The organism is Geothrix mesophila, from assembly GCF_022808835.1.
Taxonomy (GTDB): Bacteria; Acidobacteriota; Holophagae; order Holophagales; family Holophagaceae; genus Geothrix; species Geothrix paludis.
On record NZ_JAKZLD010000001.1, the window covers coordinates 501,662 to 526,198 of the forward strand.

Here is a 24,537-nt window from a genome sequence, read left to right on the forward strand (position 1 = left end):
CTCCACGCTAGCGCCTCCAGCCGTCAGCCTCCAGCTAGTTCGGGCTCCAGGAATGCCGGATCTCGCCCGACGGGGTCAGGCCGGCGCCGCCGCCCTTGCTGGCGCCCAGTTGGAGGATGAAGTTGCCGAAACGCCACTCCACCTGGCCCGAGGTGATGCTCAGGTTCCCGCTCTTCTTGTGGGAGACCACGAAGGCGCTGCGCTGGCCGAACAGGTTGATGCTCTTGCCCATGGTGACCTCGGTCTCCGTGGTGCCGAGGCTGGTGGTGCGCACGGCCACGTTGACGCGATCCAGGCCCAGGGTGCGGCGCAGCTGCTCCTGGAAGGGCGCGAAGGCCAGGGTGGAGATGAGGCCCGAGCCCGCGCTGGCCAGGCCCGAGGTGATGGCGCCCTGGGTGGCGCCGGATGAGGCGCTGGCGGTGCCCACGTTCGCGGCGTTGCCCGGGTTGATGAGGATGGCCACGATCTCGTCCTGGCGCAGGCTCGGCGTGGAGCTGGGCACGATGGCCAGGTTGCTGAGGGTGCCGTGGATGTCCAGGTTCACCGTGTAGCCGGGTATGGAGGTCACGCTGCCCTGGAGGCTGATGACCGGGTCCAGCGGGCGCAGCTCGGAGAAGGTCAGCGAGCCCCGGTCCACCACCATGTCGCCGGCGGGGAAGATGTTGGTGACCCGGCCGCCGGGCTGGAAGACCAGGATGCCCTTGGGGATGGGGTGCGCCAGGGTGCCGACCACCTGGAAGGGGCCCTCGGTCCGGCCGTCGAGCTTCAGGAGGTTGGTGTTGAAGCTCCAGGGATTCCGGAGGTCCAGGTCCAGGTCGAGGCGGATGCGGTCCAGGGGGTCGTCCAGGTCCAGGCCCGTCAGCCCGCCGCTGTCGCTGAGGGCGCTACGGAGGATGAGGTCCGCCAGCTTCACTTCGGTCTGGTAGTTCAGCCGATCCGCGCGCAGCCGGCCCTTGAGCACACCCCCATCCTCGTTTCCATCCAGGGTGGCGCGCAGGGTGCCTTGGATCTCCAGGCCCTCGGGCACGTCGCGGAGCTGGAAATTGGCCAGGGAGGCCTTCAGGGCATAGGTGTCCAGGCCGCCCAGCTTCCAGGTGACCCCGCCGGAAACCTTCAGGTCGCCATGGGCGAGGGTCCCCTGCAGGGGCTTCTCGGCCGGGATGGAGATGGTGTGGTCCTTGAACATCACCTCGGCCTGGAGATCCTCCACCCCCTGGTAGCCGCGCAGGTTGAGCCGGCCCTTCTCCAGGGCGAGGTGGCCATCCAGCAGGGGATCGCCATAGGTTCCGTGAACAAGAAGGTCGAAGCGGCTCGTGCCCTGGATCCGGACTTCGGAAAGCAGGCTGTACTCATCGACCTCCATGACGCGATCGAAGATGGTCTTGAGGTGGGCCAGGTTCGCCCCGCCCTGGACCCGGAGGCCGAGGGGCGTGGCCATGGAGAAGGGCAGGGTGCCCGACAGGCGCAGTCCCGCTGCCTGGGCCTGGGAGGCGTCCGCCGGCTTCCGCGCGCCGCCCTCCAGGCTGATGTCCACTACTGCTCCGGCCGCGTCGCCATGAAGGGCAGAAGGCTGCGCCTGATGCAGTTCGAAGACGTTGAACTGGGCCGCCAGGCGGTTCAGCGTGCCCGTCCACGCCAGGGCGCGCCCATCCCAGCGCCCATCGGCGGTGGCCTCGAGGTTCAGGTCCTCCAGCAGATCCTCCGTGAGGCTCCGCGCCAGGGTGTCCGTGCGGGCGCTGTCCGGCGCGATGGTCAGGGCCAAGTGGCCCGCCAAGTCCAGGCCGTCCCGTCGAACCTGGGCCTCCACCACGGGACGGGCCATGCCCTCGATGCCGAGCCGGCCCTCCAGGTGGCCCCGCTCCAGCTTCACGGAGGCCTCAAGCCCCTCCAGGCTGCGGCCGCCGAAGAACATGCGGCCCCGGCTCACCGTGACCCGGCCCTCGGGCAGATCCAGGGATCCGAAGGGGCTCGTGATGGGTCCCAGAAGGCGGGACTCCACCTGGGCCTGCACCCGGGGTCCGGGCAGATTCAGGAGCTGCGAATCCAGGCGTCCGGCGAGGTCCACCCACCAGGTCCAGCGCTTGAAGTCCATGTCGGCCTTGCCCGCCAGAGCCAGGGCTCCCTCGGGTTCCGCGCTGAGTCCGCCCAGCAGGTCCAGCCGTTCGCCGATGCGCACATCGTCGAGTCGCAGCCGGAGGCGGTCGATATCCATGGAGAAGTCCGAGGAGGCCGCTGGAATTTTGATTCCGTAAACTTCACCTGACTCGACTTGAGCGGACCCGTTCATGGTGATGTGATCGAACTGTCCCTGGAGACGGACCCACCCCCCGCCGAGCCCCGTGATGGGCAGCTCCCGGCCGTCGGTGTCCTTCACATCCGCCGCCCGGAGCCCTTCGGCCACGGGGAGGCGGAAGGCTGTGTAGCACATGTCCATCTGCTTTTGCCCCGGGGCGGTGCGGCCCCAGGTGAGCCAGAGGTCGCCGCCTCCGCGGCCTTCATCCTTTTTCAGGTCGATATCCGTGACGCGCAGCTCCGTGTCCCGGATCTGGACCTGCGCCTCGACGCTGTCGGCCCGGGCCCCGTGCCAGCGCGGATGGGCGACCTCCCCGGAACCGTCCAGCTCCAGGCCGGTGCCGCGGCTCCAGCGGACCTTGGCCTTGGCCCGGGTCTGCCCTTCCATGTCGAGGTCCACCACCTTCCAGGCGCGGAGGGCCTGGGCCACCTGTCCCGCACCGACATCCACCGTGCCCTCAGCCTCCACCCGGGCTAGGCTCCGCGGCCCGAGCTGGGCCCATCCGGTGCCATCGACCTTGAGGGCTTCCAGGTCCAGGTGGAGCTGATCCAAGGTGGCCTGGCCATTCCGGAGGGCGGCGTGCAGGTTTCCGGCCTCCAGACCGTGCTGGGTCAGGCCGAGCTGGACCGTTCCCTGCCAGCGATCCGGCCGGCGGAGCGCTTCCGGATCCGCGGGCCCCTCCGCCTGGGCCTTGAGGTTGCCGCGGAGTCCCTGGAGCTCCGGCAGCCGGAGGAGTCGCCCCAGGACCTCCAGGTCCAGGCCCTGTCCCGTGAGGGTGCCCTTGGCTGGCTTTTTCCGGGACCAGCCGCCTTCCAGGGAGAGGTCGCCCTGGGAGGACTGCCAGCGGAGGTGGCTCAGCTGGAATCCCTCAAGGTTTCCGCTGCCGCGAAGATCGAGGTTGCCCGGGGCCAAGGCGCCCTCCGAGGGCCGCAACCCCGCACCGTCGGCGCTCACGGTCCAGCGAAGGTCCGAGAAGGTTCCGCGCGCTGAGACATTCAGGTCGAGGTCGCCGGTGAGCGGGGGGCGCTTCATGCCGCCCCAGTGGGCCGCCTGGGCCAGGGCCATGACGCCGGTCGCCCGGGCGTCCAGGCGCTCTGGGGAGCCGGGTTTCTTCGCGTCGAAGCGGCCATGCAGCCGGATCTGGCTCTCCCCGAGGCGGAAATAGCCCTCCTTCAGGACCACGAACTGTTCGGTGACTTCGCCGTTCAGGTCCAGGCGCCCCTTCTCCCATCCGTTCGGACCCTTGACCATCCACTGCGGACCCGCCACGTCCACGCGGAGCTGGTTGGGAGCCGTCCCCGTGGCCTTCACCTCAAACCGGTACTGCATGGGCGGCAGGCCCCGGAGCGGTTCAGGGATGTCGATCTCGCCACCGGTGATGCTGAGCAGGTCCAGGCGCACCTGGGGCAGGGGGCCCTTGCGGGGCGGGTGCTCCTTGAGGTGGATGGCGGCCAGTCCGGCTTCCGTCAGTCGCAGGTGGGGATGCTCCACCCGGATCGAGAAGATGCGGTGCGTGGGGGCGAGGAGGGAGGTGAGGTTCGTCTGGACCTCCACCCGCTGGACCGTCAAGAGGTCCCCACCCAGCCGCACGTCGCGCATGGAGGCGGATCCGAAGAGCGGATGCAGCTCCAGCTGTCCGACCTCCAGGGAGAGTCCGGTCTCCTCCCGCACCAGCCCATCCAGCTTCGAGATGGCCCAACGCAGCACCACGGGCCGGGTGGCCACCCAGGGGACGATGGTCACGGTGGCGGCGCCGGCCACCAGGAGGTAGGAGATCCTCCGTACCCAGCGGCGACCCCAGAGTCGCTGCACGGCTTCCTTGGTGGGATGCCAGACCATCAGCGTTCAATCTTTTCGCGGCAGCTGGGGCAGCTCTTGGCCATGCGGGGCAGCTGGCGGAAGCAGTATGGGCAGAGCTGGGCCTGGGTGGTGGCGCGAAGGGTCGGGTGGGGGCCGGAGCTGTTCGTGGAGAGCACGGCGGTGCCCAGGGGCCGGGTCTCTCTGGCCACGCTGTCGCGGAGCCGGCGCAGCGCCTCCAGGAAGGCCTGGGCCGACAGGTAGCGCTCACCGAGGTTCACGGCCAGGGCCTTCATGACGACTTCGGAGAAGGCCTTGGGGACGACGGGGTTGCGCAGGTGGGGCGCCACGATCTGCTGGCTGGTGAAGGCCTGGGCGATCTTGAGGGGATCCGCGTCGTAGAAGGGGACGGTGCCCGTGAGCATCTCGTAGAGGGTGATGCCCAGAGACCAGAGATCCGACTGGAACACGGCCCGGCCGCGGAAGTGCTCGGGCGCCATGTAGGGAGGTGAGCCGATGCGCGTGGGCGCGTAGGGCACGTGCTGCAGCTCCAGCACGCGGGAGGTGCCGAAGTCGGTGACCTTGGCCACGCCCTCGCGGTTCACCAGGATGTTGGCGGGGCGCAGGTCCCGGTGCAGGATCTGGTGGCCGTGGGCGAAGGCGATGGCGCTGCAGACATCGAGGCCGATCTCCAGAGCCCGCGTGGGCGGGAGCGTGCGTTCCCTCCGGATCATGCGGTCGAGGCTCTCGCCTTCGACGTATTCCAGCACCATGAAGAAGATGCCGTTCTTCCGCTCCACGGTGATGAGCTCGACGATGTTCGGATGCTTCAGGCCCGCCATGATGCGCGGCTCCTTCAGCAGGTCCACGATCTCGTCCTGCTGCTGGTGGGGCACCTTCAGGGCCACCTTGCGGTTCACCCAGGTGTCCATGGCCAGGTAGACGGCTCCGAAACCGCCCGAGCCGAGGCGGTCCAGGATCTGGTATTTCCCCAGGGTCTGGTCCTTGGAAAGCACGGGCGCGGGCTCCGAAGCGATGGAACCAGCATGACCGAAATGGATTGCGAATCCTATTCCAGGATCCGGTCCAGGATGGAGTCCCGCCCTTCCCAGGCGGCGGTGAGGTGGCGGACTCTCGGCTTCGGTTCCACGCACAGGCTGTAGGCCCTGCGCAGGAACGCCCGGTCCTCCACCGTGGCGCGGTGATGCTGGCGCAGGTGTTCGCCCCAGCTGGAGCTGAGGAAGCTCTCCACGAACCGCACCTGGCCCGGATCGGGCGGCACGAGATCCTGGAAGAGCGACCATCGCACGGCGCCGTCCCGGTTGCGGATGCGGCGGACCTCGCGCATGGCCTCCCGGAAGGCGGTCTTGTTCGGCTCGGGGACCCGGTACTCGAGCACCGTGAGGATGGGGCCCTCGTGGGGATCGATGGGGCCGGGGGAATGAGGCTGGAGGTGGTGCGGGCTCAAGTCCAGAGGCTGGTGGAGGGCCTGGATCTTCAGGCGGGCCGTGAGCACCAGGAACAGGAGCATGCCGAGGCCCGAGCAGGCGAAGGCGACGTGGATGCCCCAGCGCTCGCCAACGGCGCCCCAGAAAGCGGCCCCTCCGGCCATGGCTCCGCCCCACACGGTGATGTAGACGCCAAGCGCCCGGGCCCGCACCCAGGACGGCACCGAGAGCTGGACGCCGGTGTTGCAGGTGCTCAGCACGGTCAGCCAACCGGCTCCGCCCACCAGGAGCACCAGCCCGACGGAGGGGGCGTGGTTGAGGAAGGCCAGGGCCAGGAGTCCCGCCGCGAAGGTCGCGGTAGCGAGAGCCATCAGTGTGTTGGGGGTGAAGCGCCGCCGGAGTGCGGGGAGCACCAGGGTGATGCCCACGGCCCCGGCCCCGGTGCAGCCCAGCAGGAGGCCGAACGCCGTGGAGCCGAGGTTGAGCCGGTGGATGGCCAGTGTCGGCAGCAGCGAGAAGATCGGGCCGCCGAAGAACACGAACCCGCCGCCGCGCAGGAGGATCACCTGGAGCGGCTTGCTGTGCCAGGCGTAACGCAGGCCCACCTTCATGGCCGCGCTGAACTGCTCCGCGGGCAGGTCCGTGGTGACGGGCTGGCGCTTCCATCCCTTGAGGACCAGGAGCACCCCGACGAAGGAGACGGCGTTGAGGGCGAAGGCCCAGGTGGCCCCCAGCCATCCCACCACCAGGCCGCCGAGGGCTGGACCCACGGCTCGACTGACATTGAACCCGGCGCTGTTGAGGGCGACACCCGCCGCGATCTGCTCCTTCGGCACCAGGTCGGGCACCGAGGCCTGCCAGGCAGGCGAATTGAGGGCCGCCCCCACGCCCAGCAGCAGCGACATGCCGATGAGCACGCCGGGCGTGACCAGGTGGAGGGCCGAAAGGACCGCCATGGCGGCCGCGGCCACCAGCATCCAGGCCTGGGTCGCCAGGAGCATCCGGCGACGGTCCACGATGTCGGCGATGGCGCCGCCCGGCATGGAGAGCACGAGCATGGGCAGGGTGGCGCCGGTCTCGATGAGGCTCATGAGCAGGGGGGATCGCGTGATCTCGCCCATCAGCCATTTCTCGCCGACGCTCTGCACCCAGGTGCCCACGTTCGAGGCCATGGCCGCGATCCAGATCGCGAAGAAGATGCGGCTTCGAAGCGGGGCGAAGGGGCTCTTGGCGTCGGTCACGGGTTCAGGCTAACGGAACGGGGGGATGGCTGTCATGGGGCGTTTGGCCGCTGCGCCTAGTCCTGAAGGATCGCGAGATCTGTCGCGGCTTTCACCACGGGCATCGCCAGGTTCCGGAACAGGGCTTCGACCTCCTCGACGGGGAGCTGCTTCCTGCTGTCCAGCCACCACATGAGCAGGCCAAAAGAACCGCCGGCCAGATGCTGAACGAGGGCTTCCCGCGGAACGCTGTCGGCATTCGGGTGCGGGAGCATGATCTTCAGATCCTCGCGGATCAGATGTGTCAGTAGCTTGTGCAGGTGGTACCTGATCACGCCACCGCTCTGCCGACCAGCCATCGCCCTGTAGACATCCCGGTGTTCGCCGGCATGCACGAACAGATCGCGGCTGAAGGCGAACACCTGCTCTTCCAGGTTCTTCCCGCGTGCCAAGGCCTCTTGCTGCCTCGCCTTCAGGGTGGCCTGCAGGTCGTCGAAACCGCTCACCAGCAGGTCCTCCTTGTTGTCGAAGTGGGCGTAGAAGGTGGCGCGACCCACATTCGCGCGGTCGATGATTTCCTGCACCGACAATCCTTCAAACCCTTTCTCCTTCACCAGGGAGAAGAGCGCGGTGCGGAGCAGCTGCCGCGTCCGTTCCACACGCCGATCAGGTTTCCTAGCCATGAGGCCGCTCCGCTTTCGAACAAGTCGGGGTCAGTTGATCGGAATTGAACTCAGCAGTGGGCGTCGTACTGGCCGTTGCCACCGGAGATGTGGATTATGAGTCTGTGTTTAATTTCGAACAAGGTGTTCGATTGACTTCGGAGACACTCATGCAAACGGGGGACTCGCAGCAGAACGGAGCTCGGAAGGCTCGGCGATTGAAGGTGGGAACGGTGGTGGAGCCCCGGGAACTCCTCGACATCCACGGCGGGCCCATCCAGATTCCGGACCCGGATCGGATGGTGCACCTGCAGTTCCGGCGGTTTGCCGGTTGCCCCATCTGCAAACTGCACCTCCGATCTATCGCCGCCCGTCACGAGGAGTTGGTGGTGGCGGGAATCCGCGAAGTCGCCGTTTTTCATTCCTCGACTGAGGCCCTCCGCAAGCACGATGGCGCCCTGCCATTCTCGGTCATCGGGGACCCCGAGAGGCACCTGTACATGGCCTTCGGCGTAGAGCGATCCGCGCGTTCCCTTCTGGATCCGCGAGCCTGGGGCGCCATCGTCCACGGGTTGGCGGTCTTTGGCCCGGGACCGCCGGACCGGGGTGAAAGCGGATTGGGACTACCCGCCGAATTCCTCATCGCGCCCGGCGGACGGGTCATCGCCTGCAAGTACGGCATCCATGCGGACGATCACTGGTCAGTCGATGAACTCCTCCGACTCGTCTCCTCCGAGGCCTCCCGTTCTTCCACTCCCTCTTGAAACCCTGGCCTTGTCGCTTGGAGCCCTGCCGATGTTCCGACCTACCACACCAACCCTCCCAGTTTTGATGACCCGCGCCGCCTGGTGGGCCTTCGCCGTCCTAATGTTGACCAGCATCCACCACGCCTATGGCGCCATCCGCTACGCCACGCCCTGGCGCATGCATGTGCTGCTGGTCAGCGTCGTCACCATCGCCATCCTATTCGGGGCCCGGCATGTAGCTTGGCAACAGAGGGGATGGGCGACCTCCAGCCTCGCTTTCTGGATCTTCGTGGGCACGGCCCTGATCGTTCCTGTCGTCGCCATCGGGTTATTCGAGGGCGGCTACAACCATTGCGTGAAGGACGCGCTTTACATGTCAGGCGCCTCGGCCGACCTGATGCGGAGGTTATTCCCCCCACCGGCCTATGAGCTTCCGAACGATCTCTTTTTCGAAGTTACAGGGGTGCTGCAGGTGATTCCCGCGCTTATGACAGGGGTGGCCCTGATCTGCCTCGTCCAAAAGTGGAGGGAGGACGTCCGCGCCTGGGGCTCGCGATGAAAGTCGGTCAATCGGATCAAGGATAGGCATGAAAGAAGAAGGGCCCCGGGAGGGGCCCTTCTTCGCGTGGGAGTGGCTTATCCCAGGAACGCCTTGAGCGTCTTGGAATAGCGCGGATGGCGAATTTTCCGCAGGGCCTTGGATTCGATCTGCCGGATGCGCTCGCGGGTCACGGCGAACTCGCTGCCGACTTCCTCCAGCGTGTGCTCCGAGCCGTCGTCGCCCACGCCGAAGCGCATGCGCAGCACGCGCTCCTCGCGCTCGCTGAGGGTGTTGAGCACGTTGCGGACGGTCTCCTTGAGGCGCTGCTGCACGACCTGCTCCACGGGGGAGACCACGGTCTTGTCCTCGATGAAGTCGCCCAGATGGGAGTCTTCCTCCTCGCCGATGGGGGTCTCGAGGGAGATGGGCTCCTGCGCGATCTTCATCACCTTGCGGACCTTGCCCACGGGCATGTCCATGGCGTGGGCGATCTCCTCGCTGGAGGGTTCGCGGCCCAGCTTCTGCACCAGCTCGCGCTGGGTGCGGATCAGCTTGTTGATGGTCTCGATCATGTGGACCGGGATGCGGATGGTGCGGGCCTGGTCCGCGATGGCGCGGGTGATGGCCTGCCGGATCCACCAGGTGGCGTAGGTCGAGAACTTGAAGCCGCGACTGTACTCGAACTTGTCCACGGCCTTCATGAGGCCGATGTTGCCTTCCTGGATGAGGTCCAGGAACTGCAGGCCGCGGTTGGTGTACCGCTTGGCGATGCTGACCACGAGGCGCAGGTTGGCCTCGATGAGCTCAGCCTTGGCGGCGCGGCTGATGCTCTCGGCGGCCTTGAGCCCGTTGAAGTCCTTGTGGAAATTGTCGCTGGTGGTCTCGTACTTGGCGAAGAAGTCCTCCAGCGTCTTCTCGATGTGGGCCAGCTCGTCCTTGTAGCGGTCCTTGAGCTTGGCGAAGGCAGGGTTCTTGAGGCGGTCCCGCAGCTCGCGGCATTTCCGCTCGCCGGCCATCACCTGGCTGTGCTGGTGGGTGATCTTGTCGATGAGCCGCGTGACGGCCAGGCTGTTGAGTCCCAGCTTGCGGATCTGGCGGGACAGGAGACCGCGGGCCTGGAGGATCTCGCGGTCGAGCTTGCGCTTCTTGGGCAGGGTCTTGGTCCCGGCGTCCACCTGGAGCTTCACTTCCAGCAGGTCCTGGAGGGCCTGGTCGTAGACCAGCAGCTTCTCGAACTGGTGGTGCACGTGCTGGGTGGCGGAGGTGCTCTCGGCATCCTCGTCGTCATCCACCTCGTCGGAAAGGCCCACCACCTCGCGGATCTTGCCGGGGTTCTCCTTCAGCATCTTGCCGATGTCGATCAGCAGGCTGGCGGCCAGGCGGCTGCGGGAGAGGGCGCGCATGACGCTGCGGACGCCCACTTCGATGCGCTTGGCGATCTCGACCTCGTCCTCGCGCTTGAGGAGGGGCACCGTGCCCATCTCCTTGAGGTACATGCGGACCGGATCGTTGAACTTGTCGCTGTCGGGGCTGTCGATCTCGATCTCGAGGTCCTTGTCGCCCTTGCCGCCCTCGACCATGACGAACTCGGGCTCGATGGCCTCGCGGGCGGCCTGGGCCTCCTCCTCCGTGGCGCCGATGCCGACGCCCAAACGGGCGAACAGACCCATGACCTGTTCCAGGTCGGCGGGGCTGGAAGCGGTATCGGGGAGGAAGTCATTGAGCTGGTCGACCAGCAGGAATCCGTTTTTCCTTCCGATGGAGATCAGGGCTTTGGTCAGGGCGTAGTAGGCATCGCGTGGCGGCGTCGGAACCATTCGGACCTCAAAGAGCGCTGCATGCATCGGGCCAGTGGGGCGGGGGAACCCGGGGCCGAGGGGAAAACAGAACACGGCCAATGTACCGGGCCGAGTCCGGAACTTTTCAGTATAGGAGATCTGTACGTTCAGGCAAGGCCCGGATCTTCAGGCCTGTCCCCCCGCCGGCCCCCGCCGGCGGCGTGAGAGGTCCTTCTGGCGGGCCAGCAGCTCGTTCTGGCGGGTCATGATCCGGTTGGTGAGGGCGGCATCCACGAGGGTGCGTGGATCCTGCAGCAGGCGGTTGTTGGCCTGGAGCTCCCGGTCGACATACCGGGTCTCCAGCCTGGTGAAGAGCGCATCGGCGTCTCGACCGGCCTCGTCCTGCCGGCTGGCCTGGGCTTCCAGGTGTCGGACCGCCGCCAACGCCCCCTCGGGAAGGCGGGCCGGATCCCCATCGACATCCAGCAGGGCCTGGAGCAGGGGAGCCCCGTCCAGCCCTTCCCACCAGGCGAGTGGCAGCTCCTGCACCCGGCGCCAGTGGCCGGCGGTGCTGAGGAGCAGCAGGCTGCGGATCAGGTCATCCATCACGGGCAGGGGGGCGGCGCCAGCGGGGGCCTGCTCCGTTTCTCCCGCCGAAGCCTGCCGGCCACGCACCGCCCGGTCCAGCTCCTGGAGGGGGACCTGGAGCTGATGGGCCAGGCTGGCGAAGAGGTCGCGGCTTTCGGTGGTGCGGGGCAGGTAGGGCAGGAAGTCCAGCAGGTCCTTGAAGGCCCCCATGCGATCAGAGATGCGGCGCAGGTCCTTGCCCTCCATGGCCCGGTCGATCATGAAGGCCGTCCAGTCCGGCACGGTCCGCAGCAGGTCCTGGAAAGCCTCGCCACCCAGCTTGAGGCACCAGGTGTCGGGGTCCTCGCCCTGAGGCAGCTCGAGCAGGCGCACCTCGAAGCCCAGGGGCAGGGCCAAGCGGAGGCTCTTCTCCATGGCCCGGCGGCCGGCGGCGTCGCCATCGAAGCAGAGGATGACCCGCCGGGTGAAGCGGCCCAGGGCCTTGAGGTGCTCTTCGGTGAGGGCCGTGCCCAGAGGCGCCACGGCCTGGTGGATGCCGTGCTGGTGGAGCTGCAGCACGTCGAAGTAGCCCTCCACCACCAGGGCCCCTTCCTTCATGGCGCCCTTGGCCCGATGGAAGCCGAAGAGGGTCTCGCCCTTGTGGAAGAGGGCCGTGTCTCGGGTGTTGAGGTACTTGGGCTGGCCCTCCCCCATGATCCGCCCGCCGAAGGCCACCAGCCGGCCCCGCGCATCGTGGATGGGGATGGTCAGTCGGTTGCGGAGGAAGTCGATCTGGGTGCCGCGCTCACTGCGGCTGGCCAGGCCCGCCTGCTCCAGCAGCTCGCCGGAGAAGTTCAGGCCGCGCAAGTGGGTCACCAGGGGGTCCCAGCCGTCCGGCGCCATCCCGAAGCCGGCCTCCGCCACGAAGGGGCCTTCGTAGCCCCGCTGGCGCAGGTAGACCCGGGCCGCCTCGTGGTGCTCCAGCTGCCGCTCGTAGAAGGCTTGGGCGGCTTCCAGGGCGGCTCGAAGCCGGGTTTCCAGGTCCACCTCGGCGGCCGGGCGCTCCCGGCGCTGGGGCAGGTCGATGCCGGCCGCCCGGGCCAGCTGCTCCAGGGCCTCGGGGAAGGTCATGCCCTCGCGCTCCATGAGCCAGGCGAAGGCGTCGCCGTGCTTGCCGCAGCCGAAGCAGTGGTAGAAGCCGCGGTTCGGCACCACCTGGAAGCTGGGGCTGCGCTCGGCGTGGAAGGGGCAGAGGCCCACGAAAGCCGAGCCCTGCTTGCGCAGCTTCACCGCCTGGCCCACCAGGGCCAGCAGGTCCGTCGCGTCCCGGACGCGCTCGACGATCTCGCGGTCACGCATGTACCAGGCATATCACGAGCACGGCGGAAAATGGCGTGGCATGCTTGAGGATTCGTACGGTGAATCCCATGAGCCAGCTCCTCGACACGATCCTCCTCTTCAGCCTGCCAGCCTCAGGCAAGTCGGAGGTGCGCCGCTACTTGGCCAGCCTGACGCCGGACCAGTGCCAGAACGACTTCCACATGGGCCCCACCCTGCAACTGGACGACTACCCTTACGTCCACCTGATGCACCGGATCGACGACGAACTGAAGGCGAATGGCCTGGGCTACGCCTACTACCACGGGCCCAACCGCCCCTTCCGGGACAACTGGACCTGGGCCGTCCTCATCGAGCTGCTGAACGAGGACCACGCGAACCTCATGGCCAGCCGCCAGATCGAAGCGGCCAGTGCGGCCCAGCAGCTCTTCGACCGTCTGGACGCCGCCCACACCAAGGTGGGCCTGCCCGAGTACCTGGGCGATCTCCCCCACCGCATCCGGGTCCGCATGGCCGAGGCCCTGGAGGCTGAGTGTCGCGCGGAGCTGGACGCCCTCAACCGTCAGAACGCCCAGGACAAGGCTGGCCGCACCCTGGTGATCGAGGCCGCCCGGGGCGGGGCCCATGGTTCTGCCTTCCCCCTGTGTCCGCCCCACGGCTACGAGACCGCCTTCCAGACCCTGGATCCCGCCATCCTCGAGAAGGCCGCCGTGCTCTACGTCTGGGTGGATCCTGCCGAGAGCCGCCGCAAGAATATCGAGCGCGGCCGGCCGAACGGTCAGGGCAGCATCCTCCACCACAGCGTCCCCATGGAGGTCATGCTGGGGCAGTACGGCACGGACGACATGGCCTGGCTCATGGAGCAGAGCGACCGGCCCGGCACCATCCGCGTGGAGCGCATCGTCCCCGCCGGGGACCGCTACGAGACCAAGGTCTACCACCTGCCCGTGGCCCGCTTCGACAACCGGAACGACCTGACCACCTTCATCCGCGAGGATCAGAAGCTCTGGAAGCCCGCCGAGGTGCAGGCTATCCACAGCGGTTTGAAGGCGGCGTTCGACCAGCTGGCGAAGCAGGACTGATTAAAGGAATGACATTCACAACGAAGACGGGAAGACCACGAAGAAAGACCGGAACTTTATGTTCTGGTTCGTGGTCTTCGTGGTGATTCTTGATCAGTGCGCCGCGCCTGCTTTGGCATTCCAGATGCGGGTCATGATGAAGGCGCCGATGAGACTGAAGGGGATGATGGAGCCGACCCACACCCAGGCGTGGCCGGGCTGGTGGCCGGCGGCGGCGACGCCGTCCCAGCCGTAGGTCTTGAGGATCCAGCCGAGGCCGAAGCCCGTGAGGCCCGAGCCGATGTACTGGATGCCGTCCAGGGCGCCGGCCACCGAGGCGGCGGCCTTGCGCCCGCCGAAGTCCATGCTGGCCGTGCCGCTGAGCATGCCGTGGACGCCGAAGATGAACATGGCCGTGAGGCCCAGCAGCAGCACCGCCCAGACCTGGCCGCCCCAGGTGCCCTGACCCAGGGCCATGCCCAGAAGCCCCAGCATCACCACCTGCACCAGGTAGAAGAGGAAGGCCACCGGCGGGCGGCGCGACTGGAACAGCTTGTCGCTCATCCAGCCGCACAGCAGGCCGCCCAGGATGCCGCCACCCATGAAGGCGATGCCCGTCCACCAGAAGAGGTGGTCCTTTTTCCCGAGGTGGTAGACCTCCTGCAGGTATTCCGTGAAGTAGAGCATCACGCCCTGGCGCACGAAGCCCGTGCAGAACTCCGCGAAGATGAGGGAGACGACGATGGGGTTGTGGAAGACCTTCCGCATGAGGTCCCCGAGGGGCAGAGGTGTCTCGTCGGCGGAGGCCGCATTGGAGCCGTCGCCGGTGTCGAAGTCCGCGTGGCCGGCATGGCTGGGGCGGTTCCTGACGAGGAACCAGTCCACGCAGAACATGAAGGCCATCGCAGCGGCGGGCACGAACCAGATGACCGTCCAGCTGCGGAAGCTGGCCAGCAGCCAGGCGCCGATGGTCGTCGCCAGGAAGTAGCCCGAGCTGATCATGATGCCGAAGATGCCGCCGAAGACCCCGCGCTCGCTCACGTGGAACCAGGTGCTGTTCACCTTGACCACGGAGAGGGCGCCGAAGCTCTGGAAGTACATGTTCAGGCTCCAGAGCAGGCTCATACTCAGCAGGATCTGCGTGACATGGTTGTTCAGGAACATGAACCCGATCATCAGGTTTAGGAGGGCCGCGCCGATGGCGCCGACCAGGATGGCCTTGCGTCCGCCGATGCGGTCGGCCAGCGGCCCGTTGAAGGCCACGGCCAGGCCATAGGTCCAGAAACCGGCCGAGGCGATGAGGCCCATCTGCGCCTTGTCCAGGTGGTACCAGGCGCCGATGTCGTTCTTCACGATGTTGAAGTTGTAGCGGCCCATGTACATGGCCGCGTAGGTCAGTCCCAGGGGGAACCAGTTCAGGAACCGGCGGAAGCGGAAGGCGGGACTGTGATCCAAGGGAACCTCGATGCCTTCAAGGGTAGTGGAGGGCTCCCCAGGACCCAAGCCACGAGGATGTAACGGGGATCACTCTGCCTTTCGGAAGGCCTCGTCGGTTCCCGTCAGCTCCCAGCCACCCCGGCGCCGTTCGAAGGTGGCGTGGCGCTGCTTCGTCTGGCCGATCGGGGCGTCCGGGTGCAGGGACTGGAAGATCGGGAACTGGGCGGTGGGCTTGTCCAGGCGAATCTCGTAGGTCACCCGGGCGCCCTCTCGAGTGGGCTCCATGCGGACCGCGCGCACGAAGACCGCCTCGGCCGCGGGCATGGAAAAGCCCTTGGGCGCAGCCTTGATGTCCTTCGGAGCGGACGGTTTCAGGCGGAAGGTGAAGGTCTCCCGTCCGCCCTCGGCCTGGACGGAACTGTCGAACCAGCCGCTCTTGTCCAGGGTCTCCTTCAAGGTCACCAGGCGCAGGTGCTCGGGGCTGCCCTTCTCGGCGGAAGCCTTCTCGGGCACGGTGACGGGCACCACCACGGGGTAGCCCTTGCGGATCAGGTCTTCGGCCTTCGCCCGCTCCAGCCTGGAGCTGCAGGCCAGCGTCAGGAGGAGGACGGGCAGGAGCAGGGCAGGGCGCATGGAGGGATCCTTTCCAGTTCGCAAGGATGGTGACACAACCGGGCGCCCGTCACGCAACCTCGCAGTATCCTATGGGGCTCTGAATGCTGAGGAGACCGCCGTGAACCCTGCCTACCTGGCCCATCTGACCCGTGAGATCGAGCAGCTGAAGGAGGCCGGGCTCTACAAGACCGAGCGCGTCATCACCTCGCCCCAGCAGCCCCAAATGAAGGCGAACGGCAAGGATGTGGTCTGCCTCTGCGCCAACAACTACCTCGGCCTGGCGAACCATCCCGAAGTGATCGCGGCCGGGAAGGCCGTGATGGACGGCCACGGCTTCGGCATGGCCTCGGTGCGCTTCATCTGCGGCACCCAGGACATCCACCGGGAGCTGGAGCAGAAGCTGGCTGCCTTCCTCGGCTTCGAGGACACCCAGCTCTATTCCAGCTGCTTCGACGCCAACGGCGCCATCTTCGAGGGGCTGCTGGGCGAGGAGGACGCCATCATCAGCGACGCGCTGAACCACGCATCCATCATCGACGGCATCCGCCTCTGCAAGGCCCAGCGCTTCCGCTACGCCAACTCCGACATGGCCGACCTGGAGGTCCAGCTCAAGGCTGCGGACGCCGCCGGGGCGCGCTTCAAGCTGGTGGTGACGGATGGGGTCTTCAGCATGGACGGCTACATCGCCAAGCTCGCGGAGATCTGCGATCTGGCGGAAAAATACGGCGCCATGGTCATGGTCGACGACAGCCATGCCGTGGGCTTCATGGGCGCCAATGGACGCGGCACCCACGAGCACTGCGGTGTTATGGGCCGCGTGGACTTCATGACCGGCACCTTCGGCAAGGCCCTGGGCGGCGCTTCCGGCGGCTACATCGCCGGCAAGCAGGTGGCCATCGACTGGCTGCGGCAGAAGGCCCGTCCCTACCTGTTCTCCAACTCCGTGGCTCCCGCCATCGTGGCCGCCACCCTGAAGGTGCTGGACCTGCTCAAGAACAGCCAGGGCCTCATCAAGCAGGTCCACGAGAACGCCCGCTACTTCCGCGCCGGCATGGAGAAGGCCGGATTCAAGCTGCTTCCGGGCGAGCACCCCATCGTGCCGGTTATGCTCTACGACGCGCCCCTGGCCCAGGAGTTCGCCAAGCGCCTGCTGGACGAGGGCGTCTACGTCATCGGCTTCTTCTTCCCCGTGGTGCCCAAGGGCCAGGCCCGCATCCGCACCCAGATGAGCGCGGCTCATACGAAGGCCGATCTGGACCACGCCATCGCGGCCTTCACCAAGGTGGGGCGCGAACTGAAGGTGATCGCCTGACCTACAGCACGATGTACCGGTAGATCCCCGGCCCCTGCTCCTTCAGCAGGAGCTGGATGGTCCAGCGGCCGTCTGGGTAGCGTTCGTACATCGTGGCGCTCAGGACGGACTCTTTCAGCCACTCTCGGATGTCCTCGTAGTGTTCGAAAACGGGGGGCTCCCAGGTCTCACCCCCGGTTCCCCTGGCGTCGGACCCTGGCTTGATGTACTCCAGCAGGCGCGCCAGCGCGGCTTCGGGTGTCGACATGGGGGCTCCGGGCGATCGGTTCGGATAGGCGGTGGCTCGTGAAGAAACGGCTATCCGTCGATATGGTTCCGGGCCTCGAAAGCCTGGTCCGCCTCAGGGGAGACGGACCGGATCAGGGCCCTCAGCGCGTCGACGCCATTCGGCTCGAGCTCCCGCGAGAACTGGATGGCCATCCCATTGGGATCGGAGCGGACCACGGTTCCCCGGGTCACCACCCGCCTGCCAGCCTCCGCCTCTTCGAGCAGGATGGCCACGCCGCAGGCCGTGCCCACGGGCAGCCGATCCGGACCACCGATCAGGATGCCGCCCATGCTGATGTTGATGGCCGACGGGAACGCGATGATGCGTTCGGGGGTCACCACCTTCACGCGGTAGGCGATGGGAACGCGGGGGTATTGTCGCTGGTCGGGAGTCGCGCTCATCAATGGGCTTCCGGGTTCGGCTGGCCCGGTGATGATAGCGCGGAGCCATGGCCCTGAAGGTGGACATCGGTCACGGCTCGCCCGGAGGGGTCGGCCTGGTTGGCGAAGGAAGCGTCCCACCGCAGGGCGGTTTCCGTGCTGCAGGCCACGCTGCGCTCGAAGGGCACGCAGTTCACGGCCGTGGCGCTGGGGAAGTGGTGCTCGAAGATCTGGCGGTAGAAGTAGGCTTCCTTGGTCTCCGGGGTCTTGACCGGGAAGCGCTCCGCGGCGCCGCGCATCATGGCGTTGCTGATCTCGCGCTCGGCCGTGGCCTTGAGGCTGTCGATCCACCCGTAGCCCACGCCATCCGAGAACTGCTCCTTCTGCCGCCAGAGCACCTCGTCCGGGATGAGGCCGTCGAAGGCCTGGCGCAGCGGGTACTTCTCGATGGGCCTGGGTCGGGGCGCGTTCCGGGGCAGCTTCACAGCTGGGTCCAGGCGCATCGCCACGTCCAGGAACTCCCGGTCGAGGAAGGGCACGCGAGCTTCCACGCCCCAGGCCGCGCTGGACTTGTTCGCCCGGGCGCAGTCGTAGAGGTGCAGCTTCTGGAGCTTGCGGACGGTCTCCGCATGGAGCTCCGGACCGTCCGGCGCCTTGTGGAAGTAGAGGTAGCCGCCGAAGATCTCGTCGGCGCCTTCTCCGGAGAGCACCATCTTGATGCCCATGGCCCGGATCTTCCGCATCATGAGGTACATGGGCGTCGAGGCTCGGATCGTGGTGATATCGAAGGTCTCCAGGTGGTGGATGACGTCCGAGAGGGCATCCAGCCCTTCCTGGACCGTGAAGTGGATCTCGTGGTGGATGGCGCCGATGTGATCCGCCACCAGGCGGGCGGGAGCCAGGTCCGGCGCGCCCTTCAGGCCCACGGCGAAGCTGTGGATCCGGGGCCACCAGGCGGGCGTGGTGCCCCCCTCTTCCACGCGGCCGTCCCGGTACTGGGCGGCGATGGCCGCCACCAATGAGGAATCCACGCCCCCGGAGATCAGGACGCCGTAGGGCACGTCGCACATGAGCTGCCGCCGCACCGCGGCCTCCAGGGCTCCGCGGAGTTTCGCCGGCTCGTAGGGCTCCTGGGGAACATAGCCGGGCTGGGCCCAGTCCGGCTCGTAGTAGCGCTGGAAGCCCTTGTCCGCCTCATGGGCCAGGTAGTAGTGGCCCGGGGGAACCTCGCGGATCCGCTCGCAGTGGCTCACGAGGGCCTTCATCTCCGAGGCCACGTAGAGTCGCTCCTCCCGGTCCCAGCCCAGGTAGAGGGGGATGACCCCGATGGGATCCCGGGCGATGAGGTAGGTCTCCCGCTTGGAGTCGTAGAGCACGAACGCGAAGATCCCGTTCATGCGGTTGAGGAAGTCCCTGGGCGACAGCTCGTCGTACAGGTAGAGGATCACCTCGCAGTCCGAGAGGGTCTGGAAGTCGTGGGTCTCCCGCAGGCCCCGCCTCAGCTCCTTGTGGTTGTAGATCTCGCCGTTGACAGCCAGGACGGTGCCCTGGAGGGTGTCGATGAGGGGCTGGGCGCCGTGCTCCACGTCCACGATGGAGAGGCGCTCGTGGACCAGGATGGCCCGGTCATCGCTGTAGATGCCGCTCCAGTCCGGGCCCCGATGGCGGATCTTCCGGGCCATGGCCAGGGCCTGGCGCCGGAGCTCCGCCGCGTTCGAGCGCGAGGGATCGATGTCGAGGATGGTGAGGATGCCGCACATGGGAGCTCCGAGGGGGGATAAAGAAAAACCCCCGATCCGCTGTCGCGAATCGGGGGTGGTCCGGGAATTCAGGTGTCTAGGTGAGACCCTCTCCGGCCCACGCGCGATTCGCGCGAGGGAGCGGATTATTGAAGTTGCGGTTGGTCCGCAGAGAGGGGAAGGTCATGGGCCGCCTGAAAGAACCATATCGGGAGGTTTCACGAACCGTCAAGCACGGATGCGGAGGTGGCCGGCCTTGCCGTTGATGATGATAATGGTGCGGTTGGAGGCGCCATGAAAGCCCTGTTGAAGACCAAGCGGGAGGAAGGCATCTGGATGGGCGAGGTGCCCATGCCGGAGATGGGCCCGAACGATGTGCTCATCAGGGTCCACAAGAGCGCCATCTGCGGCACCGACGTGCACATCTACAACTGGGACGATTGGGCCCAGAAGACCATTCCCGTGCCCATGGTGGTGGGCCACGAGTACTACGGCGTCATCGAGAAGGTGGGCGCGGAGGTCGAGGGCTACAAGCCCGGCGACCGCGTGAGCGGCGAAGGGCACATTACCTGCGGGCACTGCCGGAACTGCCGGGCCGGCAAGCGTCACCTCTGCCGGAACACGGTGGGCGTGGGCGTGAACCGCACGGGATCTTTCGCTGAGTACCTCTCCATCCCGGCCTTCAACGTGTTCAAGGTGCCGGACAACGTGCCGGACGAGGTGGCCTCCATCTTCGATCCCTACGGCAACGCCGCGCACACGGCCCTCAGCTTCGACATGGTGGGCGAGGATGTGCTGATCACCGGCGCGGGACCCATCGGCATCATGGCCGTGGCCATCGCGAAACACGTGGGCGCCCGGCACGTGGTCATCACCGACGTGAACGAGTACCGCCTCGACCTGGCCCGGAAGATGGGCGCCACTGTGGCCGTGAACCCTATGAAGAAGGGCCTGCCGACGGTCATGAAGGAACTGGGCATGACTGAGGGCTTCGATGTGGGCCTGGAGATGAGCGGCAATCGCAATGCCTTCGAGTCCCTGCTGGAAGCCATGCATCACGGCGGCCGGGTGGCCCTCCTGGGCATCCTCCCCGGCGACTGCGCGATCGACTGGAGTCAGGTGATCTTCAAGGGGCTGATTCTGAAGGGGATCTACGGCCGCGAAATGTTCGAGACCTGGTACAAGATGGCCGCCATGGTGCAAAGCGGCCTGGACATCACCCCCGTCATCACCCACCGCTTCAGCATTGATGACTTCCAGAAGGGCTTCGACGCCATGCGGAGCGGGCAGAGCGGCAAGGTGATCCTGGATTGGGGTGTGAAGTAGCTCTTCGTCCCGAGGCACCTGCAAAATGCGGCCATTCGGCCGCATTTTGCTTGCTGCGCACTCAGTGCGCAGCAAGCAAAGACGTTTGGTTGGAACCTCAGCGCACCGGCTGAGGCTGGGGGATGGGCGGGTAGGGGCCGTCGGTCCAGGGGGCGCCGTCCTTGATGAGGATGTCGCCCGCAAGCCCCTCGCCGCCAGGCAGGCCGTCGGTGCCGAGGCAGGCCAGGTAGTAGCCGTCCAGCTTGGTGTTGAACTTCTGCCGCGCAGGACCCCGCTTCACCTGGACGTCCTCGATGGGCCGGGCGACATAGGGCCGGTAGAGGAACGGATGGCCCCAGGGGGCCTCGGGAACCTGGTCGAGGTATTCAGGCACGAGGCCCTGCAGGGTCTCGGGATACTCGCCGGTCTTGGCCTTGTAGCGGATCAGGGCATCTGTGATGCGCTTGAGGGCGGCGCGGACCTGCTTCTGGCGGTCGGCCAGGTCGCGGCTCACGAAGGCCTCGATGAGGAAGAGGTCCTTGGTGGCCTGGTGGGCGGCGTCCGAATCCGGGTAGCGATCCACCAGCTGCTTCATCATGGCCCGGGCTTCGAGGCTCCGGCCTTCCAGATTCAGCTTCCGGGCTTCTTCGTAGAGGTTCCCGGGGAGTCTGGGGTCCTCGGAGCTGCATCCGGCAAGCAGGGCGAGAAGGGCCAGGGCAGGGACGAAACGCGCGCGGTTCATGGCATGAACCTTAGCAGAGGCGCGGGACGGTAGGATGGAAGGATATGGGGGGCACATGATCGACAGGCCGATGCTGGTGGGCATCGTGGGAGGCTCGGGCAGCGGGAAGACGTCCGTGGCCGCGGAGCTGGTGAAGCGGTTGAAGCGCCGGTCGGTAGTTACCCTCCTGCTGGATATGGACGCCTACTACGCTCCGCTGGAACTGGTGAAATCCCGCTTCGACGGCCTGCCCGTGAACTGGGACCACCCCCATGCCTTCGACCTGGAGCTCATGGCCGCGCACCTGGCCGCCTTGCGCCGAGGGGAGAGCATCCGCAAGCCGACCTATGACTTCACCATCTCCGACCGGACCGGCTGGGGTGATCCGCTTCCGCCGGGGCAGGTGGTCATCCTGGAAGGCCTGCTGCTCTTCGCCCTGCCGGAACTGCGCGACCAGCTCGACATGAAGGTGTTCGTGGACACGGACGCCGACATCCGCATCCTCCGCCGCATCCGGCGGGACACGAAGGAGCGGGGCCGCAGCCTCGAGAGCGTCATGGACCAGTACGAACAGAGCGTGCGCCCCATGCACCTGGAGTTCGTGGAACCGAGCAAGCGCTGGGCGGACCTCATCGTCCCGACGGGGGTGGAGAACCGCACGGCGCTGGACGTCATCACCCACCACATCTTCAGCCGCGTGCTGGACCAGGGAGACCATCATCGTGTTTGAGCACGGCATCCACCTTTCCCCCGAGACCTACCGCGACCTTCCCGAGGCCGTGCAGCGCCTGGACGTGCGCGAGCGGTGGGAATACGACCTGGCCCACCTTCGGGGCGCCACCCTCATCCCGCTTGGCGAACTGGCGGACCGCGTGGGCGAGCTGGATCCGTCCCGACCCGTGGCCGCCTACTGCCACCACGGCGCCCGCAGCCTCCACGCGCTCCGGTTCCTGCATGGAGCGGGCTTCACGGACATCGCGCACCTGGCGGGAGGCATCGACGCCTACAGCCTCATGGATCCTTCCGTCCCGAGGTACTGATGCGGCTGCTGCACCGTCACCCGGAGGGGTTCGATCCCAACGCGGCCTGGACCCAGGAGTCGGAGAGCGTGCGTCAGGATTCCCGGCTCTTCCGGCAGATCGTGGCCCAGCGGCGCAGTCCCCACACGGGGCGGCAGCACGCGTTCTACCGCCTGCAGGGCCCGGACTGGGTGAACGTGGTGGCTTTCACGCGGGAGGGCGACCTGCTGGTGGTGGAGCAGTTCCGGCACGGCATAGATGCCCCGACGCTGGAGATCCCGGGCGGGGGCTGCGATGCGGGGGAGGCCCCGGAGTCGGCGGCCCGGCGGGAGCTGCGGGAAGAGACGGGATTCCGATCGGACCACTGGGTATCCCTGGGCTCGTGCACTCCGAACCCGGCCACCCAGAACAATCGCTGCCACACCTTCCTGGCTCTGGACTGCGACCCGGAGGGAGCCCTGGCGCTGGATCCCGCCGAGGAGCTGCAGGTCTGGGCCTGCGCCTGGCCGGAGTGGCGCGCCCGCATGGCCCATGGGGAGATCCACCACGCCTTGGTATTGGCGGCCTTCCAGCTCCTGACCCTCTGGGAAGGCTGGCCTGCGCTGCTCGGGGCGCTGGAGGCCTCGGCTGAAAAGCACGGACAGGATTAACAGGGTTCAAACGAAGTACAGCGCCTCACTCATCCTGTTAATCCGGTTTTTCATCCTGTTAATCGGGTCTCCGCCTTTTCCTGGGTTCGGCCGAGGCGCTAGTCTGAAAGGTGTATCCCTATGAGGTGTGCCCATGGCCAGCGAATGCTCTTTTGATGTGGTGTGCAAGGTGGACCTGGACGAGGTGAAGAACGCGGTGTCCCAGGCCATGAAGGAGATCGGCCAGCGCTACGACTTCAAGGGCTCGGTGTCGAAGATCGAGCTGAAGGATGACAAGGTGCTGGTGCTCAGCAGCGATGACGAGGTGAAGCTCAAGGCCGTCATCGACGTGCTCCAGACCAAGCTTCACAAGCGGGGTGTGAGCATCCGCAGCATGACCTACGGCAAGATCGAGCCCGCCGCGAAAGGCAGCGTCCGCCAAGAGGTCACCATCCAGCAGGGCATTCCCGTGGAGAAGGCCAAGGGGCTCATCAAGGCGCTGAAGGACTCGAAGATCAAGGTCCAGGCCAGCATCCAGGGCGACCAGCTCCGGGTGAGCGGGAAGAGCCGGGACGACCTGCAGGAAGTCATCGCCCTCTTCAAGAAGGACGACCAGGGACTGGACCTGCAGTTCACCAACTACCGGGGCTAGGAGTTCTTCGTTGAGCCGACTCGACCTCTCCCGCTACTTCCTCCCCATCGCCCCCAAGCTGGCGGGTGTGGAGGCGGAGCTCCAGCGCATCCTACAGAGCGACGTGGAGGTGGTCCAGAAGCTGGCCGACCACGTCCGGGGCGGGCAGGGGAAGCGCCTGCGGCCAGCCCTGGTGATGCTGTCATCCCGGTTCTGCGGCGTACCCAACGACGAGGACGTGCGCTTCGGCGCCGTCTTCGAGCTGATCCACACAGCCACCCTGGTGCATGACGACGTCATCGACCACGCCCAGCTCCGGCGGGGCATGCCCACCCTCAACCGCCTCTGGGGGAACACGCTGACGGTGCTCTTCGGCGACCTGCTCTACCTGGTGGCCATGAGCGAGGCCATCGCGGGCCGCAGCTGGCGGATGATGGAGATCTTCGCGGAGGTCACCACCCGCATGATCGAGGGTGAGCTGATCCAGAACGATGTGCTCTTCAAGCTCGATACCAGCCGCAAGGACTACTTCGACATCCAGGAGCGGAAGACTGCCTTGCTGTTCAGCGGCTGCACGGAGACGGGCGCCGTCCTCACGGGCCGGAGCCCGGAGGAATGCGTCGCCATGCGCCAATACGGCCTGGAAGTGGGTCGGGCCTTCCAGCTGGTGGACGACCTCCTGGATTACACCGCCACCAGCGAGCAGCTGGGCAAGCCGGCCTTCAGCGACCTGCGCGAGGGCAAGCTCACGCTGCCCATGCTCACCCTGCTGGAGAAGGCCCCCGACGAGGCCCGGTCCCTGGTCCGGACCATCTGGGATCGGGGCGAGGAAGTGCCCATCCCGCCCGACGAAGAGGCCCGGCTCCGGGATCTCATCACGCGGCATGACGCGCTCTCCGAAACGAGGGAGCTGGCGCTCAAGGCCTCCCGGAACGCCGTCGTCCAGGTGTCGGCCGTGAAGGGGGACGACGCCACCGGGGGCCTGCTGCGGGAGATCCCCGAGGCCCTGCTGTCGCGGAGCATGTGAGGA

At 66.8% G+C, this 24,537-nt stretch carries 22 protein-coding genes; 10 read left to right on the forward strand and 12 right to left on the reverse strand.

Going from position 1 to position 24,537, the window contains the following annotated elements:
• Window positions 1-34: 34 nt before the first annotated feature.
• From MLG87_RS02325 to MLG87_RS02340, 4 genes are read right to left on the reverse strand one after another with little or no spacing between them, the layout of a single operon-like run.
• Entirely contained in the window at window positions 35-4,132 is a 4,098-nt protein-coding gene (locus MLG87_RS02325; protein WP_243293615.1) for a translocation/assembly module TamB domain-containing protein, read from the reverse strand.
• Window positions 4,132-5,106, reverse strand: a complete 975-nt coding sequence (locus tag MLG87_RS02330; protein WP_243293616.1) for a serine/threonine protein kinase — start codon at window positions 5,104-5,106, stop codon at window positions 4,132-4,134. The genes MLG87_RS02325 and MLG87_RS02330 overlap by 1 nt, the downstream gene beginning before the upstream one ends.
• 53 nt (window positions 5,107-5,159) lie before the next feature.
• Window positions 5,160-6,779 carry an MFS transporter gene (locus MLG87_RS02335; RefSeq protein ID WP_243293617.1) on the reverse strand — a complete coding sequence of 540 codons (1,620 nt, stop codon included), beginning with the start codon at window positions 6,777-6,779 and terminating at the stop codon, window positions 5,160-5,162.
• A 56-nt stretch (window positions 6,780-6,835) separates the two neighbouring features.
• Window positions 6,836-7,441, reverse strand: coding sequence for a TetR/AcrR family transcriptional regulator (locus MLG87_RS02340; protein WP_243293618.1), 606 nt, complete (start codon window positions 7,439-7,441; stop codon window positions 6,836-6,838).
• 44 nt (window positions 7,442-7,485) lie between these two features.
• Here MLG87_RS02340 and MLG87_RS02345 point away from each other — a divergent pair, with 44 nt between their 5' ends.
• Window positions 7,486-8,184 (forward strand): peroxiredoxin-like family protein, encoded by a 699-nt coding sequence (locus MLG87_RS02345; RefSeq protein ID WP_243293619.1) that lies wholly within the window; start codon window positions 7,486-7,488, stop codon window positions 8,182-8,184.
• A gap of 67 nt (window positions 8,185-8,251) precedes the next feature.
• Window positions 8,252-8,725 (forward strand): hypothetical protein, encoded by a 474-nt coding sequence (locus tag MLG87_RS02350; RefSeq protein ID WP_243293620.1) that lies wholly within the window; start codon window positions 8,252-8,254, stop codon window positions 8,723-8,725.
• A 77-nt stretch (window positions 8,726-8,802) separates the two neighbouring features.
• Here the strand turns inward: MLG87_RS02350 and rpoD are convergent, their stop codons facing one another.
• Both rpoD and dnaG read right to left on the reverse strand, forming a co-directional pair.
• Entirely contained in the window at window positions 8,803-10,524 is a 1,722-nt protein-coding gene (gene rpoD, locus MLG87_RS16260; RefSeq protein WP_341848567.1) for an RNA polymerase sigma factor RpoD, read from the reverse strand.
• A gap of 147 nt (window positions 10,525-10,671) precedes the next feature.
• Window positions 10,672-12,411 (reverse strand): DNA primase, encoded by a 1,740-nt coding sequence (gene dnaG / locus MLG87_RS02365; protein WP_279341043.1) that lies wholly within the window; start codon window positions 12,409-12,411, stop codon window positions 10,672-10,674.
• Window positions 12,412-12,479: 68 nt separating this feature from the next.
• Between dnaG and MLG87_RS02370 the strand changes: the two genes are divergently transcribed.
• Window positions 12,480-13,472 (forward strand): hypothetical protein, encoded by a 993-nt coding sequence (locus MLG87_RS02370; protein WP_243293621.1) that lies wholly within the window; start codon window positions 12,480-12,482, stop codon window positions 13,470-13,472.
• Window positions 13,473-13,565: 93 nt separating this feature from the next.
• On the opposite strand, the gene MLG87_RS02375 is transcribed toward MLG87_RS02370, so the two are convergent.
• Together MLG87_RS02375 and MLG87_RS02380 are read right to left on the reverse strand one after the other, a co-directional pair.
• Entirely contained in the window at window positions 13,566-14,906 is a 1,341-nt protein-coding gene (locus MLG87_RS02375) for an MFS transporter (RefSeq protein ID WP_243293622.1), read from the reverse strand.
• Between the two features lie 69 nt (window positions 14,907-14,975).
• Window positions 14,976-15,521: a DEAD/DEAH box helicase family protein gene (locus MLG87_RS02380; protein ID WP_243293623.1), complete on the reverse strand. Its 546-nt coding sequence runs from the start codon at window positions 15,519-15,521 to the stop codon at window positions 14,976-14,978.
• A 100-nt stretch (window positions 15,522-15,621) separates the two neighbouring features.
• Between MLG87_RS02380 and MLG87_RS02385 the strand changes: the two genes are divergently transcribed.
• Entirely contained in the window at window positions 15,622-16,815 is a 1,194-nt protein-coding gene (locus MLG87_RS02385; protein WP_243293624.1) for a glycine C-acetyltransferase, read from the forward strand.
• Window position 16,816: 1 nt separating this feature from the next.
• Here MLG87_RS02385 and MLG87_RS02390 read toward each other — a convergent pair whose 3' ends face one another.
• From MLG87_RS02390 to asnB, 3 genes are read right to left on the reverse strand one after another with little or no spacing between them, the layout of a single operon-like run.
• Window positions 16,817-17,062 (reverse strand): hypothetical protein, encoded by a 246-nt coding sequence (locus MLG87_RS02390; RefSeq protein ID WP_243293625.1) that lies wholly within the window; start codon window positions 17,060-17,062, stop codon window positions 16,817-16,819.
• A gap of 50 nt (window positions 17,063-17,112) precedes the next feature.
• Window positions 17,113-17,484, reverse strand: a complete 372-nt coding sequence (locus MLG87_RS02395) for a PilZ domain-containing protein (RefSeq protein WP_243293626.1) — start codon at window positions 17,482-17,484, stop codon at window positions 17,113-17,115.
• Entirely contained in the window at window positions 17,484-19,223 is a 1,740-nt protein-coding gene (gene asnB, locus MLG87_RS02400) for an asparagine synthase B (protein ID WP_243293627.1), read from the reverse strand. Before asnB ends, MLG87_RS02395 begins: the two co-directional genes overlap by 1 nt.
• A 273-nt stretch (window positions 19,224-19,496) precedes the next feature.
• Here asnB and tdh point away from each other — a divergent pair, with 273 nt between their 5' ends.
• Entirely contained in the window at window positions 19,497-20,528 is a 1,032-nt protein-coding gene (tdh, locus tag MLG87_RS02405; RefSeq protein ID WP_243293628.1) for an L-threonine 3-dehydrogenase, read from the forward strand.
• 97 nt (window positions 20,529-20,625) lie between these two features.
• On the opposite strand, the gene MLG87_RS02410 is transcribed toward tdh, so the two are convergent.
• The gene (locus tag MLG87_RS02410) at window positions 20,626-21,249 is read right to left on the reverse strand and encodes a type II secretion system protein GspG (protein WP_243293629.1); all 624 of its coding nucleotides are present in this window, start codon (window positions 21,247-21,249) and stop codon (window positions 20,626-20,628) included.
• A 55-nt stretch (window positions 21,250-21,304) separates the two neighbouring features.
• Between MLG87_RS02410 and udk the strand changes: the two genes are divergently transcribed.
• The 5 genes from udk to MLG87_RS02435 all read left to right on the forward strand — a co-directional run bounded on the left by udk (window position 21,305) and on the right by MLG87_RS02435 (window position 24,534).
• Window positions 21,305-21,958 carry a uridine kinase gene (gene udk / locus MLG87_RS02415; protein WP_243293630.1) on the forward strand — a complete coding sequence of 218 codons (654 nt, stop codon included), beginning with the start codon at window positions 21,305-21,307 and terminating at the stop codon, window positions 21,956-21,958.
• Window positions 21,951-22,268 carry a rhodanese-like domain-containing protein gene (locus tag MLG87_RS02420; RefSeq protein WP_243293631.1) on the forward strand — a complete coding sequence of 106 codons (318 nt, stop codon included), beginning with the start codon at window positions 21,951-21,953 and terminating at the stop codon, window positions 22,266-22,268. Before udk ends, MLG87_RS02420 begins: the two co-directional genes overlap by 8 nt.
• Entirely contained in the window at window positions 22,268-22,897 is a 630-nt protein-coding gene (locus MLG87_RS02425; RefSeq protein ID WP_243293632.1) for an NUDIX hydrolase, read from the forward strand. The genes MLG87_RS02420 and MLG87_RS02425 overlap by 1 nt, the downstream gene beginning before the upstream one ends.
• A gap of 133 nt (window positions 22,898-23,030) precedes the next feature.
• The gene (locus MLG87_RS02430) at window positions 23,031-23,528 is read left to right on the forward strand and encodes a YajQ family cyclic di-GMP-binding protein (RefSeq protein ID WP_243293633.1); all 498 of its coding nucleotides are present in this window, start codon (window positions 23,031-23,033) and stop codon (window positions 23,526-23,528) included.
• A gap of 10 nt (window positions 23,529-23,538) precedes the next feature.
• A complete protein-coding gene (locus MLG87_RS02435) occupies window positions 23,539-24,534 on the forward strand; it encodes a polyprenyl synthetase family protein (protein WP_243293634.1) in 996 nt (331 codons plus the stop codon).
• Window positions 24,535-24,537: the final 3 nt, after the last annotated feature.

Excerpts from the sequence above, each read along its gene's own strand:
- MLG87_RS02325 (WP_243293615.1), bottom strand. The coding sequence starts at position 4,132 with ATGGTCTGGCATCCCACCAAGGAAGCCGTGCAGCGACTCTGGGGTCGC.
- MLG87_RS02340 (WP_243293618.1), bottom strand. The coding sequence starts at position 7,441 with ATGGCTAGGAAACCTGATCGGCGTGTGGAACGGACGCGGCAGCTGCTC.
- MLG87_RS02350 (WP_243293620.1), top strand. The coding sequence starts at position 8,252 with ATGACCCGCGCCGCCTGGTGGGCCTTCGCCGTCCTAATGTTGACCAGC.
- rpoD (WP_341848567.1), bottom strand. The coding sequence starts at position 10,524 with ATGGTTCCGACGCCGCCACGCGATGCCTACTACGCCCTGACCAAAGCC.
- dnaG (WP_279341043.1), bottom strand. The coding sequence starts at position 12,411 with ATGCGTGACCGCGAGATCGTCGAGCGCGTCCGGGACGCGACGGACCTG.
- MLG87_RS02370 (WP_243293621.1), top strand. The coding sequence starts at position 12,480 with ATGAGCCAGCTCCTCGACACGATCCTCCTCTTCAGCCTGCCAGCCTCA.
- MLG87_RS02380 (WP_243293623.1), bottom strand. The coding sequence starts at position 15,521 with ATGCGCCCTGCCCTGCTCCTGCCCGTCCTCCTCCTGACGCTGGCCTGC.
- MLG87_RS02390 (WP_243293625.1), bottom strand. The coding sequence starts at position 17,062 with ATGTCGACACCCGAAGCCGCGCTGGCGCGCCTGCTGGAGTACATCAAG.
- MLG87_RS02395 (WP_243293626.1), bottom strand. The coding sequence starts at position 17,484 with ATGAGCGCGACTCCCGACCAGCGACAATACCCCCGCGTTCCCATCGCC.
- asnB (WP_243293627.1), bottom strand. The coding sequence starts at position 19,223 with ATGTGCGGCATCCTCACCATCCTCGACATCGATCCCTCGCGCTCGAAC.
- tdh (WP_243293628.1), top strand. The coding sequence starts at position 19,497 with ATGAAAGCCCTGTTGAAGACCAAGCGGGAGGAAGGCATCTGGATGGGC.
- MLG87_RS02410 (WP_243293629.1), bottom strand. The coding sequence starts at position 21,249 with ATGAACCGCGCGCGTTTCGTCCCTGCCCTGGCCCTTCTCGCCCTGCTT.
- udk (WP_243293630.1), top strand. The coding sequence starts at position 21,305 with ATGATCGACAGGCCGATGCTGGTGGGCATCGTGGGAGGCTCGGGCAGC.
- MLG87_RS02425 (WP_243293632.1), top strand. The coding sequence starts at position 22,268 with ATGCGGCTGCTGCACCGTCACCCGGAGGGGTTCGATCCCAACGCGGCC.
- MLG87_RS02430 (WP_243293633.1), top strand. The coding sequence starts at position 23,031 with ATGGCCAGCGAATGCTCTTTTGATGTGGTGTGCAAGGTGGACCTGGAC.